Origin of the sequence: Bradyrhizobium sp. BRP56 (genome assembly GCF_020194035.1) — a bacterium.
GTDB classification, from domain to species: Bacteria; Pseudomonadota; Alphaproteobacteria; order Rhizobiales; family Xanthobacteraceae; genus Bradyrhizobium; species Bradyrhizobium australafricanum.
In genome coordinates this window covers 1-13838 of record NZ_JADYVV010000016.1, presented here as the reverse complement: position 1 = coordinate 13838, position 13838 = coordinate 1, and the positions used below count along the sequence as shown (strand labels likewise).

The following is a 13838-nucleotide window of genomic DNA, read 5'->3' as shown; positions in this document are numbered from 1 at the left end:
GATGGCCGGGACAAGCCCGGCCATGACAGCGTCGGTAGGTCAGCCCACCCGCCATTCCAGCATGCCATCGCCGGCGGTGACGATGTTGCCGGTGGTGCCGACCGGCGTGCGGTCCATGTCCTGCAGATAGGCCAGCGTCGCCGTGTCGCTTGCCGGGATGCGGCCGAGCGTGCGGCGGCCGTCCTCGGTGCGCAGCATGGTGACGCCATGCTCGACTTCGCCATTGGCGCGATAGATCACGGTGAAGGCCTCGACCTTGCCCTTTCCCGCAGCCTCGGCGGTGAAGTCGGGCACGTTGCGCCTGTTGCGGTCGGCCTCCGCCTGCACGGACGTGTCCTGCTTGAGCGCAACGTTCGGCGCCGCGCGCGACAGCACGAGGCCATGATGCTTGGTGACGAAGCCGCCCTGGCCATAGAGCAGGCCGAGCGTGCCGCCGCTTCGGAGCTTGCGCACCATCGCGCAGGCCGAGTGCGTCATGTAGGTGTTGAGCGGCGCGCCGAAGAACGTCAGACCACCCGTCACGGTCGGCTGCACGTCGGCACCGAGGCCGAGCGTCCGGCGCGCCATCTTGGGCACGCAGGGGAAGCAGCTATAGAGCTCGATCGCGTCGAACTTCTTGCCGTCGCCGCCGACGAGATCCATCACCGCCTTCAGCACCGCGGTCTGCGCGTGGCTTTCGACGAACTGATCGCGGATCAGATAGTCGCGCGGCTCTTCCGCCGAGGCGCCGCCGAGCGGATAGATCAGCTTGTCCTCCGGCACGCCGGCCGCGCGCGCTTTTGTGAGGCTGGTCAGGATCAGCGCGCCGCCCATGTTCACCGTCGGGTTCGCCACCATCAGCTTTGTATACGGCCAGGCGATCATCCGGTTGTCGGGCGTGGCCGTGGTGATCTCGTCGCCGGTGAACGTCTTCTTCAGCCACGAGTTCGGATTGTCGGCGGCGACGCGCGCATAGGTCGACCATAGCTCGCCCGATTCCTTCAGCGCGTCGCGCGGCGTCTGGCCCCAATGCGCAGATGTTGCGGACTCGTAGAGCGGATAGACCGTGATCGGCCGGAACACGCCGAGGCTCACGGCCATCGGCTTCTGGAACGCGGCGCCGCGCTTCGGCTCCTCCACGTCGTGCGCGAACGGCGTCCACGGCAGCTCGACGCCGGCGCGCTGCGCCTTGGTCGCGGTCGACTGCGCCTCCGCGCCGCAGACTGCGGCAACGCTGCATTCGCCGCGCGCAATGCGTTGCGCAGCCTCATGCAGATAGCGGATCGGACTCTCGCCGCCGACCGGGCCGTAATAGAGATGCGCGGGCGCAATGCCGAGCCGCTGCGCCAGCTGCTTCTCGGGATCGCGGTAGCGCCAGCTCAGGAAGTTGACGACGTCGAGCGACTGCACGGCGGAGAGCAGCCTGGCGCCGCTGTCGGCCTCGGCGCGCTTCAGCGCCTCCTCCAGCAGCGTGAGCGGCTCGAGGCCGGCGGCGATGTCCTTCGGACGATCGACAATTTCGCCGACGCCGACGATGACGGGAATGCGGTCTTCGGGGATGCTGTTCGACATTCTTGTTTGTTCACTCTGCGGTCTTGGACTCGATGGTTGTTATGGGCGTCATTGCGAGCGAAGCGAAGCAATCCATGTTCCGACACGGGGAAAGGTGGATTGCTTCGTCGCTTCGCTCCTCGCAGTGACGGCGGGGAGGGATCGTCACTCCGCCACCAGCGCGTTCATGTGCTCGACGGCCTCGACAAATTCTTCCTTGAACTCCTGCACCACGGCGCCGGCGGATTTGACGCTGTCGATCAGGCCGACGCCTTGGCCGACGAAATAGCTGACGAGATCGCGGGCCTTCTCGTTACCGCCAGCGGCGGCGCGGTCGATCGCGTTGAAAGCGTCGCGGCTGATGATGCTTTGCAGCGGCATCGGCAGCGCGCCGGGACTCTCCGGCGAGCGATCCCAGGCGTCGGTCCAGACCGAGCGGAGCTGCCGCGCCGGCTTGCCGGTGCGGCCCTTGGAGCGGATCGCGTCGCGCGAGGAGGCCGCGATCATCTTCTCGCGGAAGATCTCCGAGGTCTCCGATTCCACCGTGGCCAGCCACACCGAGCCGGTCCAGGCGCCGGCCGCGCCCATCGCCATGCAGGCCGCCATCTGGCTACCGGTCATGATGCCGCCGGCGGCGAGCACCGGCACGTCGCGGATCTTTTTGACCGCCTTGATCACCTCGGGCACCAGCACCATGGTCGAGACCTCGCCGCAATGGCCGCCGGCCTCGGTGCCCTGCGCAACCAGGATATCGACGCCGGCCGCGACTTGGCGCAACGCGTGCTCCTTGGAGCCGACCAATGCCGCCACCGGCACACCATGCTTGCGGCCCATCTCGATCATCGCCTTCGGCGGCACGCCGAGCGCATTCGCGATCAGCCTGATCGGATGCCGGAACGAGACCTCGAGCAGTTGCAGCGCGGTCTCGGCGTCGAACGGCTGCGGCTGGTTGTCGGCGACGTTCCGGCCGGTCAGCTCGATGTCGTATTTCTTCAAGAGATTGCGGGTGAAGTCGCGATGCTCCTGCGAGACCCGCGCCTCGAGGCTTTTCCAGGTGACGTTCTTCTCGCCGGCGGTCGAGATGTTTTCCGGGATCAGCACGTCGATGCCATAGGGCTTGCCGTCGACATGCGCGTCGATCCACTTCAACTCCTGCTCCAGCGTCTCCGGCGAATGCGCGGTCGCGCCGAGCACGCCGAAGCCGCCGGCGCGGCTGACCGCCGCCACCACGTCGCGGCAATGGCTGAAAGCGAGCAGGGGGAAGTCTATCCCCAGCATGTCGCAGATCGGTGATTTCATGGACTGGTTCTCTCCCGGCGGCTGCTTCTTGTGCTTGTTGACATCAGCCCCTGCAACGCTAGCGCATCACGGTTAGCGAAGCCAAGCGGGTTTCGGCCACGGCGATCTTGCGTGCAGGCGCTGCTCCCGCTGCATCCCTCGCGGTGCATTCCGCTGGATAGAAAATGCGATCGCGCGGGGTGGGCAAAGTGCAGCCTGCGCACCATCTAGTGCGGACATGGGATGGGCACGGCGGCCGCCGCGCCACCCGGCAAGAACATGAATCGGGAGCCAACGACGTGAATGACATTCCTGCCTACGAGCCGCCGAAAGTCTGGACTTGGAACAAGGAGAGTGGTGGGCGCTTCGCCAGCATCAACCGGCCGATCGCCGGTCCCACCCACGACAAGGAACTGCCGGTCGGCCGCCATCCGCTGCAACTCTACTCGCTGGCGACGCCGAACGGCGTCAAGGTCACCGTGATGCTGGAAGAGCTGCTGGCGGCGGGTCACAAGGGCGCGGAATACGACGCCTGGCTGATCAAGATCGACGGCAACCAGTTCGGCAGCGGCTTCGTCGCGGTCAATCCGAACTCGAAGATCCCGGCGCTGATGGACCGCAGCGGGAAGGAGCCGATCAGGGTTTTCGAGTCGGGCTCGATCCTGGTTTACCTGGCGGAAAAATTCGGCGCGTTCCTGCCGACCGACGTCAAGACCCGTGCCGAAACCTTCTCCTGGCTGTTCTGGCAGATGGGCGCTGCGCCCTATCTCGGCGGCGGCTTCGGGCATTTCTATGCCTATGCGCCGACCAAGATCGAATACGCCATCGACCGCTTCGCGATGGAGGTGAAGCGCCAGCTCGACGTGCTCGACCGCCGGCTCGCCGACAACGAGTATCTCGCGGGCGATGTCTACACCATCGCCGACATGGCGGTGTGGCCGTGGTACGGCAGCCTTGCCAAGGGGCTGCTTTACGGCGGCGGCGAATTCCTCTCGGTGCAGGACTACAAGAACGTGCAGCGCTGGACCGATGCGATCGCGGCACGGCCCGCGGTGAAGCGCGGCCGCATGGTCAACCGCACCTGGGGCGAGCCGTCGAGCCAGCTCCATGAGCGCCACGACGCCAGCGATTTCGAAACGAAGACGCAGGACAAGATCGGCGAGCCGGTGGCGTCGTGACGAAACGCGTCATGGCCGGGACAAGTCCGGCCATGACGAAATGACAGCTTTGCCAACCCGCCCTGCGATCACCCCAACAGATCATCATACTCCGGGTGCTTCTTCATGAAGCCCTGGATGAATTCGCATTTCACGACGAGCTTGATGCCCTGCGCTCGGACGGCGTCGAGCGTGGCGCGTGCGAGCTTGGAGCCGATGCCGCGGCCGCCGAGCTCCGCCGGCACCTCGGTGTGAACCAGCGTGATCGTGTCTGGCGTCTTGCGGTAGACCACGAAAGCGGTTGAGCCGTCGACGGCGAGCTCGAACCGGCTCTGCGCTTCGTTGTCGCGGAATGTTTCGCTCATTGTCTGATCCTCTATTTCTTTGCGCCCTCGGCCGCGGGAAACACCACGCGGTCGTCGGTGCGGCAGTAGCGGTCGGCGAACATGCGGCCGATCGGGTGGTAGCGCTCCATGTGGACGCGCATCGCCTCGCGGTCCCACAATTCGTCGCGGATGTGGAAATGGATGCCTTCGCCCATGATGAGCTGGCGGTCGCCATTGACGTCGATCAGCTTCCAGGTCTTGCACTCCATCGCGAAAGGCGCATCCGCAAGCCGGGGCACCGCGATCTTGCTCGATGACGCGAGCTTCAGGCCGAGATAATCAGGCTCGCCGACCTCGGGCGGGAAGTCGCCGGAGGTCTCATGCATCGCGCGCGCCAGCGGCTCGTCGGTCAGGTTGACCACGAATTCGCCGAGACGCTGGATGTTGACCAGGGTGTCCTTCTCGCGGCCGTCGGGCCTGCGGTTGACCGCGAACATGCAGAGCGGCGGATCCTCGCAGAACACATTGAAGAACGAGAACGGCGCCGCATTGACCACGCCGTCCGCGCTCGTGCTCGTCACCCAGGCGATCGGCCGCGGCAGCACGAAGGAGGTCAGCACCTTGTAGCGTTCGCGCTGGGTGAGGTCGCTTGGGGAATATTCCATGGGATGTCCGGAAGTTCGTGGGGCGGGTTAGCAAAGGGTAACCCGCCGCGAGCGGACCGCAAAGCAAAAGGCGGGTTACGCTCGCGCGAACCCGCCTTGCAGACTTGCTTGTTTGTTCCTTGGAGCGCTCTTCCCTTACCTCGCCCCGCCTGCGGGGAGAGGTCGGATCGCATCGTCAGATGCGATCCGGGTGAGGGGGGATTCTCCGCGAGACTATCTCTCACCGTGCTTGCGGAGGCAGCCCCTCATCCCGGCCTTCTCCCCGCAAGAGCGGGGAGAAGGAGAAGAAGCGACTACGGCATGCTCAGTTCGTGGCGGCCGACCACCATCCAGTGCACCTCGTCCGGACCGTCGGCGAAGCGGAGATGGCGGACGTCCTGGTACATTTCGCCGAGCGGCGACCACTGCGAGATGCCGGTGGCGCCATGCATCTGGATCGCCTGGTCGATCACCTTGCAGGCGCGCTCGGGCACCATGGCCTTGACCATCGAGACCCAGACGCGGGCTTCCTTGTTGCCGAGTACGTCCATCGCCTTGGCCGCCTTCAGCACCATCAGCCGCATCGCCTCGATCTCGCAGCGCGCCTGGGCGATGATCTGCATGTTGCCGCCGAGGTGGGCGATCTTCTTGCCGAACGCTTCGCGGGTCAGGCCACGCTGCACCATCATGTCGAGCGCCTTCTCGGCCTTGCCGATGGTGCGCATGCAGTGATGGATGCGGCCCGGTCCGAGGCGGACCTGCGAGATCTCGAAGCCGCGGCCTTCGCCGAGCAGCATGTTTTCCTTCGGCACCTTGCAATTGTTGAAGCGCAGATGCATGTGGCCGCGCGGCGCGTGGTCGTGGCCGAACACATGCATGGGCCCGAGGATCTCGACGCCGGGGGTGTCGATCGGCACCAGGATCTGCGACTGCTGCTTGCTCGGCGCGGCATCGGGATTGGTCTTCACCATCACGATCATGATCTTGCAGCGCGGATCGCCGGCGCCGGAGATGTAATACTTCTCGCCGTTGATCACCCACTCGTCGCCGACGAGCTTTGCGGTGGTCGAGATGTTCTTGGCGTCGGAGGAGGCGACGTTCGGCTCGGTCATCGCATAGGCCGAGCGGATCTCGCCATTGAGCAGCGGCTTCAGCCACTTCTCCTTCTGCGCCTTGGTGCCGACGCGCTCCAGCACCTCCATGTTGCCGGTGTCGGGCGCCGAGCAGTTCATGGTCTCGGAGGCCAGCGGGCTCTTCCCGAGCTCGGCGGCGATGTAGGCGTAGTCGAGGTTGTTGAGGCCTTCGCCGGTTTCTGCATCGGGCAGGAAGAAGTTCCAGAGGCCGACTTCCTTGGCCTTGTCCTTGGCCTTCTGCAGGATCGCGAGCTGCTCGTCCGTGAAGCTCCAGCGGTTGGTCTTCTTCTCGCCGGCGCGATAGAACTCGACCGACATCGGGTCGACCGTGTCGCGGATGAACTGCTTCACATGGTCGTAGAGCGGGCGGACCTTGTCCGACATGCGTAGGTCATTGAGCTCGTCGCCCGGACTGAGCGTGTAGTTCGTGGTGCGCGGCACATAGGCATGTTTCACTGTCTTTTCTCCCTCGCGAAGGCGCGTTTCGCGGCGGACAATAGACGCGTGCGACGCCAAGCGCGAGTACCGATTTTCCGATCACCTCTACCGCATCGCGGAATTTAGCGACGGCGTTTCAAACGTTGTTTGAACGCCGCCGCGTGCAGCGTGAAAGATTCCGGCGGACGCCGGTTAGCTCATCCGGTGCATCGCGCAGATCTTGTTGCCGTCGAGGTCGCGCAGATAGGCGAGATAGAGCTTCACGCCAGAACCTTCCCGTACGCCCGGCGGGTCCTCGCAAGGCGTGCCGCCATTGGCGACGCCGGCCGCGTGCCAGGCATGGACCTGCTCCGGCGAAGAGCAGGCAAAGCCGATCGTGCCGCCATTGGCATGCGTCGCCGGTTCGCCGTTGATCGGCTTGGACACCATGAAAATGCCGGCCTTGGTGAGGTACATGATGCGGTGACCGTCAACCCGGGCCGGCCGGACATCGAGCGTGCCGAGCAGCGCATCATAGAACGCCTTGGCCTTGTCCAGATCGTTGGTGCCAACCATCACGTGTGAAAACATCTGAAATATCCTCCCTGCTTGTTAAAAGCCGCCTTATTGCGTCCCTTGCGGCTCAAACGCTAGCAGCAGTTTTGCCACGACGGAAGCGACGCTGCGTCGCGCGTTGTTCTACCCGCCACTCTCCGGTCGTCATTCCGCGCCACGCAACTGCGCACCCCGCGCGATGCTGCGATCGGCACCGGGCTTTCCCTGCGCCCTCTGCTTTGGAGGAGACAAGTAAACGCAAGACTCGGACGCAGCAGTGCCGCGAGGATGCGGATGTATGACTCAAGCTCGCGCCACATTCTCGCTGTCGTCCCGGGCAAGCGCAGCGCGACCCGGGACCCATAACCACCGTTGCTCCTTGGGTGACGACGCTATGGCCCCAGCCTGGTTCGACAACCGCGTCCTGGGGTTATGGGTCCCTGCTTTCGCAGGGACGACATCAGTGTTGCGGCAAGAGCCGGGCTAGAACGCCGTGTACCCGCCGTCGATCACAAAGCAATCCGCCGTATGATAGGACGACGCCTTGCTCATGATGTAGACGGCGATGCCGCCGAAATCGCTCGGCTCGCCGAAGCGGCGCAGGGGGATGCGCGGCATCACATTGGCGACGAACTTGTCGTTGGCCATGATGCCGGCGGTCATGTCGCTCTTGATCCAGCCCGGCAGGATCGCGTTCGCGGTGACGCCGTGGCGCGCGAGCTCGACGCCGAGCGCGCGGCACAGCGCATTCAGCGCCGCCTTGGTGCCGGCATAGTGCTCGTTGCGCGCGGTGCCGAACAGCGAGGCGAGGCTCGAGGTCGCGACCAGCCGGCCGAACTTGTCGCCGGCCTCGGCGCGGTCGGTCATGTGGCGTGCCGCAGCCTGGAATACGTGAAACACGCCGTCGAGATTGGTCGCGAACATCTTGCGCCATTCCTCCTCGGTGCGGTCGATGAAGGCTCTACGTCCGCCGCCGCCGATGCCGGCGTTGGCGAAGCAGCCGTCGACGCGGCCGAAGGTGTCCAGCGTCGCCTTCATCGCGGTCTTGACCGAGCCGGGATCGCTGACGTCGCAGAATTGCGTCGCGACCTTGCCTGGGCCGGCCTTCATCGAGGCCGCGGCGTTGGCATTTTTTTCCGCGTTGCGGCCCCAGATCGAGACGTTGCAGCCGGCGGCGTTCAGCGCCTGCGCGATGCCGAGGCCGATGCCGCCATTGCCGCCGGTGATGACAGCGACGCGGCCGGTGAGATCGAAGATGCCACTCATTGGGGTTTCCATTTGGTTTGGTGCGCGCTAATCACGCGTTCACGGATGGGCTTGCCGCCGACCATGGACAAGCCCGGCACAAAAATCAAATATGGGTCCAAATATAGGTCGACCCATCGACCTACCGCGGTACCCACCGCCGAAACAAGGTGAAGAGGAAACCATGCAGTTCAAACACGTCACGCTCGACTTCGACGGATCGGTCGCGATCCTCAGGCTCGACCACCAGGAAGTCATGAACGCGGTCTCGATCGACATGCTGGGCGGGCTTGCCGAGGCACTCGATGCGATCGACGACAAGCGCGACGAGGTGCGCTGCCTGGTGATCACGGGCGCGGGCCGTGCCTTCTGCACCGGCGCCAATCTGCAGGGCCGCAACCAGCAGAAGCCCGGCAAGAGCAATGCCGGCGCGGCGCTGGAGACCGCGTTCCATCCGTTCCTGCGCCGATTGCGTAAGCTGCACTGTCCGATCGTGACGGCGGTGAACGGCCCGGCCGCCGGCGCCGGCATGAGCTTCGCCCTGATGGGCGACCTCATCCTGTGCGCGCGCTCGTCCTATTTCCTGCAGGCGTTCCGCCGCATCGGTCTGGTGCCGGATTGCGGCTCGACCTGGCTGTTGCCGCGGCTGATCGGCAAGGCGCGCTCGGTCGAGCTGTCGCTGCTCGGCGAGCGGCTGCCGGCCGAGAAGGCGCTGGAGTGGGGTCTCGTCAACCGCGTCTATGACGACGCCGCGCTGATGGAAGAAACCATGAAGCTCGCGCACGATCTCGCCAACGGCCCGACGGTGGCGTTGTCGCTGATCCGCAAGCTCTATTGGGACAGCCCGGAAAATACCCTCGAGGATCAGCTCAATCTGGAATTCGAGTCGCAGCGCCTTGCCGGTAGCGCGGAGGATTTCAAGGAAGGTGTCACCGCATTCCTCGAGAAGCGGCCGGCGAAGTTCAAGGGCAAATGATCGAGACCGAGCTCACCCGCTGCGTCGCCTCGTTTCATCCAGGCGCAACCGGCGTCACCGGCGCGGCAAAACTCTCCGGCGGCGCCAGCCAGGAGACCTGGTCGTTCGACATCGTGCACCCGAACGGCACTGTCGGCGCGATCCTGCGCCGCGCGCCGCCGGGCTACGGTGCCGCGCCGGGCCGCGCCGCCGGCCTCGATGCCGAGGCGACGCTGATGCAGCTCGCGCATGACGCGGGCCTGCCGTCGCCGAAGGTGATGCATGTCTTGAGGCCGGAGGACGGCCTTGGCCGCGGCTTCATCATGGCGCGGGTCGAAGGCGAGACCATCGCGCGGAAAATTTTGCGCGACGAGGAATTTGCCGGCGCGCGGCCGATCCTCGCTCGCCAGCTCGGCCGCGTCATCGCCGGCATCCATGGCCTGCCGAAGGCCAAGCTGCCGAAGCTGCGCAGCCTGACCGCGACCAGGGAGATCGAGGATCTCGCCCGCGAGTATCACAGCTTCAACTGGCCGCGGCCGGTGTTCGAATTGGCGCTGCGCTGGCTGCGCGATCACGATCCCGGTCCGTCGTCGGAGACGACGCTGGTGCATGGCGATTTCCGCCACGGCAATCTGATCATCGGTCCCGACGGGGTGCGCGCGGTGCTCGACTGGGAGCTCGCGCATACCGGCGATCCGATGGAGGATCTCGGATGGATCTGCGTCAACTCATGGCGCTTCGGCGAGATCGACAAGCCGGTCGGCGGCTTCGGCACACGCGAGGATCTGTTCGCGGGCTATGAGGAAGCCGGCCGCAAGGCCGACCCCGAGCGCGTGATGTTCTGGGAAGTGATGGGCACGCTGCGCTGGGGCGTGATGTGTTGCGGCATGATGCAGCGTTTCCGAAGCGGCCCGGATCACTCGATGGAGCGCGCCATGATCGGGCGGCGCGCGTCGGAGACCGAGATCGATCTGCTGCGGTTGCTGGCGCCGCGCGCATGATCCCGAAACGTGGAGACCGGTCTTCGGAATCGATCATGCGCAAGAAAGAGAGCAAGTGAGATGCAGGACGAACCGACACCCACCGAACTGATCAAGGCCGTCGCCGATTTCCTGCGCAGCGAGATCGCGCCCGCGATCAAGGGGCACAACGGCTTCAAGCTGCGCGTCGGCATCAACGCGCTCGACCTGGTGACGCGGCAGCTCGCGCTCGCGGAGGCCGGCGATGCGACCGAGGCCGCGCGGCTGAAGCAATTGCTGGGCACCGACGGGACGCTGATCGAGCTGAACCGCGTGCTGTCGGAGAAGATCGCAGGTGGCGAGGTCGATCTGAAAACGCCGGGGCTATCGGAGCATCTCTGGCAGACCACGATGGACAAGCTCGCCGTCGACCAGCCGAACTACGCGTCCTACAAGCGGGAGCTGGAAACCAAGTAGGATGGGTAGAGCGAAGCGAGACCCATCACGACACGCGGCAAGCGTCGATGGGTTTCGCTACGCTCTACCCATCCTACAAGAGGGCCGTCATTGCGAGGAGCGAAGCGACGAAGCAATCCATATCTCCGCAAGCTGTGAGATGGATTGCTTCGCTTCGCTCGCAATGACGAAGATGGCTTTACCGCCCGAGCCACTTCGGCGAGCGCTTCTCCGAAAACGCCTTCGGGCCCTCGATGTAATCCTGCGAGGCGGCCATCGCCTTCACCGCCGGATAGTCGCGCTGCTCGGCCAGCGCCTGCTCCAGCGACACTTCGAGGCCCTTCTGGATCGTCTGCTTGGAGGCGCGGATCGACATCGGCGAGTTCTTGGTGATGGTCTCGGCCCAGCGCTCGGCGGCTGCCAGCGCCTCGCCCTGCGGCACCACCTCGTTGACGAAGCCGAGCTCGAGGCCTTCCTCGGCGCTGACATGGCGCGCGGTCAGGATCATGCCCATGGCGCGCTTCAGCCCGATCTGGCGCGGCAGCCGGTGCAGGCCGCCGGCCAGCGCTGCGAGGCCGACGCGCGGCTCGGGCAGGGCGAAGGTCGCATTCTCGGAAGCGATGATCAGGTCGCATGCCAATGCGATCTCGAAGCCGCCGCCCATCGCGACTCCGTTGACGGCGGCGATGATTGGCTTGTCGCAGTCGAAGCGGGTGGTGAGGCCGGCGAAGCCGCCCTTGTCCCAGCCGCGCTTGCCGCCGGCGGCCTGCCATTTCAGGTCGTTGCCGGCGCAGAACGCCTTGTCGCCGGCGCCGGTGACGATCGCCACCCACTGCTCGGGATCGGCGGAGAACTCGTCGAACACCTTGTTGAGCTCGAAATGCGCGTCGATATGCAGCGCGTTGTAGACCTCGGGCCGCGACAGCGTCACGATGGTGATGGGACCCTTGCGCGTCACCTTGGAGAATTTCAGATCCATGTTTGCTCCCGTCGATTTTCTGCGGCGAAGAATATTGCTGATATCCTAGCGCCTGCGCGTCGTTCCGTGCCATCCAATTACGCAAGGCGACCGCGCGTGCAAGCCTCGCTCGCCTGCTTGACTTGGCGACAGGCTTCTCACCTTAATCAATCCGAACGCGGATGCGCGACAGCGTCTAGACGCAAAATCAGAATCAACAATATTTCCGGGAGAGACCGCCTTGGATTTCAATCTGCCGGCTGACCTGACAGCCTATCTCGCCGAGCTCGATCGCTTCATCGAACGCGAGATCAAGCCGCTGGAAGAGGCTGACGACAACATCCGCTTCTTCGACCATCGCCGTGAATGGGCGCGCACCGATTTCGACAAGGGCGGCCTGCCGCGCCATGAATGGGAGCTCCTGCTGCGCAAGGCCAAGAACCTGGCCGATGCCGCCGGCCATCTGCGCTTCGCGATCCCGAAGCGCTATGGCGGCAAGGACGGCTCCAACCTGTGGATGGCCGTGATCCGTGAACATTTTGCCTCAAAGGGTCTCGGTTTGCACAACGACCTGCAGAACGAGCACTCGATCGTCGGCAATCTGCCGATCGTGACCATGCTCGACCGCTACGGAACCGACGAGCAGAAGGCGATGATCGACGGCTCGATCACTGGCAAGTACCGCATCACGTTCGGTCTGACCGAGCCCGAGCACGGCTCCGACGCCACCCATATGGAAACCAAAGCGGTTCAGGCCACGCGCGACAACGTCAAGGGCTGGATCATCAACGGCGAGAAGATGTGGACGACAGGCATGCATGTCGCCACGCACTGCGCGCTGTTTGCCCGCACCTCGGGCAATGACGGCGACGCGCGCGGCATCAGCTGCTTCCTGGTGCCGGCGAAATCGGCGGGGGTGAAGGTCGAGGAGTATATGTGGACCTTCAACATGCCGACCGACCATCCGCGGGTCAGCTTCACCGATGTGTTCGTGCCTGGGGATGCGCAGTTCGGCGAGGTCGGCCGCGGGCTGTCGCTGGCGCAATGCTTCGTGCACGAGAACCGCATCCGCCAGGCGGCGAGCTCGCTCGGCGCTGCGGTGTACTGCATCAATGAGAGCGTGAAATATGCCCGCGAGCGCAAGCCGTTCGGCAAGGCGCTGGCGGAGAACCAGGCGATCCAGTGGCCGCTGGTCGAGCTTGCGACCCAGGCCGAGATGCTGCGGCTGTTGATCCGCAAGACCGCCTGGGAGATGGATCAACTGACCCAGGCCCAGGTCGAGCACACGCTGTCCGACCGGGTCTCGATGTGCAATTTCTGGGCAAACCGTCTGTGCTGCGAGGCGGCCGACCGCGCGATGCAGGTGCATGGCGGCATGGGCTATTCGCGCCACAAGCCGTTCGAGCACATCTACCGCCATCACCGCCGCTATCGCATCACGGAAGGCAGCGAGGAAATCCAGAAGCGCAAGGTGGCGGGCTTCCTGTTCGGCTACATGGGGGCCGGCAAGCACTAACGCAGAGGAGGCGGCACGACATGGAAGGTGGATGCACCTGCAGAAACGTCCGCTACCGCCTGACCGGCAGGCCGCTGATCGTGCACGCCTGCCACTGCACCTGGTGCCAGCGCGAGACCGGCACGGTGCACGCGCTCAACGCGTTGTACGAGGCCGAGCGGGTCGAGCATATCGCGGCCGAGCCCGAGATCGTCGACACGCCCTTGGCGAGCGGCAAGGGGCAGAAGATCGCGCGCTGCCCCATCTGCAAGGTCGCGGTGTGGAGCAATTATCCGGGCGCGGGACCGGCGGTACGCTTCGTCCGCGTCGGCACGCTGGACGATCCGAGCCAGTGCCCGCCGGATGCGCACATCTTCACCTCGTCGAAGCAGCCCTGGGTGACGTTCCCGCCGGGCGCAAAAGTGTTCGCCGAGTATTACGATCGGAAAGAGGTCTGGCCGAAAGAGGCGCAGGAGCGCTGGAGCGTGCTGCGGGAGAGGACGGGGAACAAGTGAAGTGCGACACTCCCTCCACCGTCGTCCCTGCGAAAGCGGGGAGGTGGATTCACATTCGAAGTGCAACACTTGAGCAAAGGACTCGGCGGGCGTGCGGTAGTCAAGGCATTTGCGCGGGGTGTTGTTGTAGGCGGCGATGAACTGGCGGAATCTGGCGGTCGAGAGGGTTACGAGATCCGTCTTGCGGGGAATAAAGCGGCGCATCCTGCCGATGG

The 13838-nt window shown here is 64.9% G+C and carries 14 protein-coding genes; 6 read left to right on the top strand and 8 right to left on the bottom strand.

Going from position 1 to position 13838, the window contains the following annotated elements:
• Positions 1-39: 39 nt before the first annotated feature.
• Positions 40-1551, bottom strand: a complete 1512-nt coding sequence (locus I6F38_RS13745) for an acetyl-CoA acetyltransferase (protein WP_225160709.1) — start codon at positions 1549-1551, stop codon at positions 40-42.
• A gap of 144 nt (positions 1552-1695) precedes the next feature.
• The gene (locus I6F38_RS13740; RefSeq protein WP_225160708.1) at positions 1696-2829 is read right to left on the bottom strand and encodes a nitronate monooxygenase; all 1134 of its coding nucleotides are present in this window, start codon (positions 2827-2829) and stop codon (positions 1696-1698) included.
• Positions 2830-3107: 278 nt separating this feature from the next.
• Between I6F38_RS13740 and yghU the strand changes: the two genes are divergently transcribed.
• Positions 3108-3986, top strand: a complete 879-nt coding sequence (gene yghU, locus I6F38_RS13735; protein ID WP_076827192.1) for a glutathione-dependent disulfide-bond oxidoreductase — start codon at positions 3108-3110, stop codon at positions 3984-3986.
• Positions 3987-4054: 68 nt separating this feature from the next.
• On the opposite strand, the gene I6F38_RS13730 is transcribed toward yghU, so the two are convergent.
• The 5 genes from I6F38_RS13730 to I6F38_RS13710 form a co-directional block, all read right to left on the bottom strand.
• Positions 4055-4330, bottom strand: coding sequence for a GNAT family N-acetyltransferase (locus I6F38_RS13730; protein WP_069276199.1), 276 nt, complete (start codon positions 4328-4330; stop codon positions 4055-4057).
• Between the two features lie 11 nt (positions 4331-4341).
• A complete protein-coding gene (locus I6F38_RS13725; protein WP_225160707.1) occupies positions 4342-4956 on the bottom strand; it encodes a flavin reductase family protein in 615 nt (204 codons plus the stop codon).
• Positions 4957-5249: 293 nt separating this feature from the next.
• Positions 5250-6524, bottom strand: a complete 1275-nt coding sequence (locus I6F38_RS13720) for an acyl-CoA dehydrogenase family protein (protein ID WP_076827195.1) — start codon at positions 6522-6524, stop codon at positions 5250-5252.
• A gap of 174 nt (positions 6525-6698) precedes the next feature.
• A complete protein-coding gene (locus I6F38_RS13715) occupies positions 6699-7076 on the bottom strand; it encodes a VOC family protein (protein WP_225160706.1) in 378 nt (125 codons plus the stop codon).
• Between the two features lie 447 nt (positions 7077-7523).
• Complete coding sequence (locus I6F38_RS13710) at positions 7524-8306, bottom strand: SDR family oxidoreductase (RefSeq protein WP_016845858.1); 783 nt, start codon at positions 8304-8306, stop codon at positions 7524-7526.
• A gap of 163 nt (positions 8307-8469) precedes the next feature.
• Between I6F38_RS13710 and I6F38_RS13705 the strand changes: the two genes are divergently transcribed.
• The 3 genes from I6F38_RS13705 to I6F38_RS13695 are packed head-to-tail and all read left to right on the top strand — an operon-like array spanning position 8470 to position 10676.
• Positions 8470-9261, top strand: coding sequence for an enoyl-CoA hydratase/isomerase (locus I6F38_RS13705; RefSeq protein WP_018270541.1), 792 nt, complete (start codon positions 8470-8472; stop codon positions 9259-9261).
• Positions 9258-10241: a phosphotransferase family protein gene (locus tag I6F38_RS13700; protein WP_225160705.1), complete on the top strand. Its 984-nt coding sequence runs from the start codon at positions 9258-9260 to the stop codon at positions 10239-10241. The genes I6F38_RS13705 and I6F38_RS13700 overlap by 4 nt, the downstream gene beginning before the upstream one ends.
• Positions 10242-10301: 60 nt before the next feature.
• Positions 10302-10676: a DUF6285 domain-containing protein gene (locus tag I6F38_RS13695; protein ID WP_225160704.1), complete on the top strand. Its 375-nt coding sequence runs from the start codon at positions 10302-10304 to the stop codon at positions 10674-10676.
• Between the two features lie 178 nt (positions 10677-10854).
• Here I6F38_RS13695 and I6F38_RS13690 read toward each other — a convergent pair whose 3' ends face one another.
• Positions 10855-11634, bottom strand: a complete 780-nt coding sequence (locus I6F38_RS13690) for an enoyl-CoA hydratase-related protein (RefSeq protein WP_225160703.1) — start codon at positions 11632-11634, stop codon at positions 10855-10857.
• Between the two features lie 220 nt (positions 11635-11854).
• Between I6F38_RS13690 and I6F38_RS13685 the strand changes: the two genes are divergently transcribed.
• Together I6F38_RS13685 and I6F38_RS13680 are read left to right on the top strand one after the other, a co-directional pair.
• Positions 11855-13129: an acyl-CoA dehydrogenase family protein gene (locus I6F38_RS13685; protein WP_225160702.1), complete on the top strand. Its 1275-nt coding sequence runs from the start codon at positions 11855-11857 to the stop codon at positions 13127-13129.
• 20 nt (positions 13130-13149) lie between these two features.
• Positions 13150-13623 carry a GFA family protein gene (locus tag I6F38_RS13680; RefSeq protein WP_225160701.1) on the top strand — a complete coding sequence of 158 codons (474 nt, stop codon included), beginning with the start codon at positions 13150-13152 and terminating at the stop codon, positions 13621-13623.
• The last annotated feature ends 215 nt before the right edge of the window (positions 13624-13838 follow it).

What these genes read in the sequence shown, in the direction of transcription:
- I6F38_RS13700 (WP_225160705.1), top strand. Translation starts at nt 9,258, where the DNA reads ATGATCGAGACCGAGCTCACCCGCTGCGTCGCCTCGTTTCATCCAGGC.
- I6F38_RS13745 (WP_225160709.1), bottom strand. Translation starts at nt 1,551, where the DNA reads ATGTCGAACAGCATCCCCGAAGACCGCATTCCCGTCATCGTCGGCGTC.
- I6F38_RS13690 (WP_225160703.1), bottom strand. Translation starts at nt 11,634, where the DNA reads ATGGATCTGAAATTCTCCAAGGTGACGCGCAAGGGTCCCATCACCATC.
- I6F38_RS13725 (WP_225160707.1), bottom strand. Translation starts at nt 4,956, where the DNA reads ATGGAATATTCCCCAAGCGACCTCACCCAGCGCGAACGCTACAAGGTG.
- I6F38_RS13705 (WP_018270541.1), top strand. Translation starts at nt 8,470, where the DNA reads ATGCAGTTCAAACACGTCACGCTCGACTTCGACGGATCGGTCGCGATC.
- I6F38_RS13715 (WP_225160706.1), bottom strand. Translation starts at nt 7,076, where the DNA reads ATGTTTTCACACGTGATGGTTGGCACCAACGATCTGGACAAGGCCAAG.
- I6F38_RS13740 (WP_225160708.1), bottom strand. Translation starts at nt 2,829, where the DNA reads ATGAAATCACCGATCTGCGACATGCTGGGGATAGACTTCCCCCTGCTC.
- I6F38_RS13680 (WP_225160701.1), top strand. Translation starts at nt 13,150, where the DNA reads ATGGAAGGTGGATGCACCTGCAGAAACGTCCGCTACCGCCTGACCGGC.
- I6F38_RS13710 (WP_016845858.1), bottom strand. Translation starts at nt 8,306, where the DNA reads ATGAGTGGCATCTTCGATCTCACCGGCCGCGTCGCTGTCATCACCGGC.
- I6F38_RS13695 (WP_225160704.1), top strand. Translation starts at nt 10,302, where the DNA reads ATGCAGGACGAACCGACACCCACCGAACTGATCAAGGCCGTCGCCGAT.
- I6F38_RS13730 (WP_069276199.1), bottom strand. Translation starts at nt 4,330, where the DNA reads ATGAGCGAAACATTCCGCGACAACGAAGCGCAGAGCCGGTTCGAGCTC.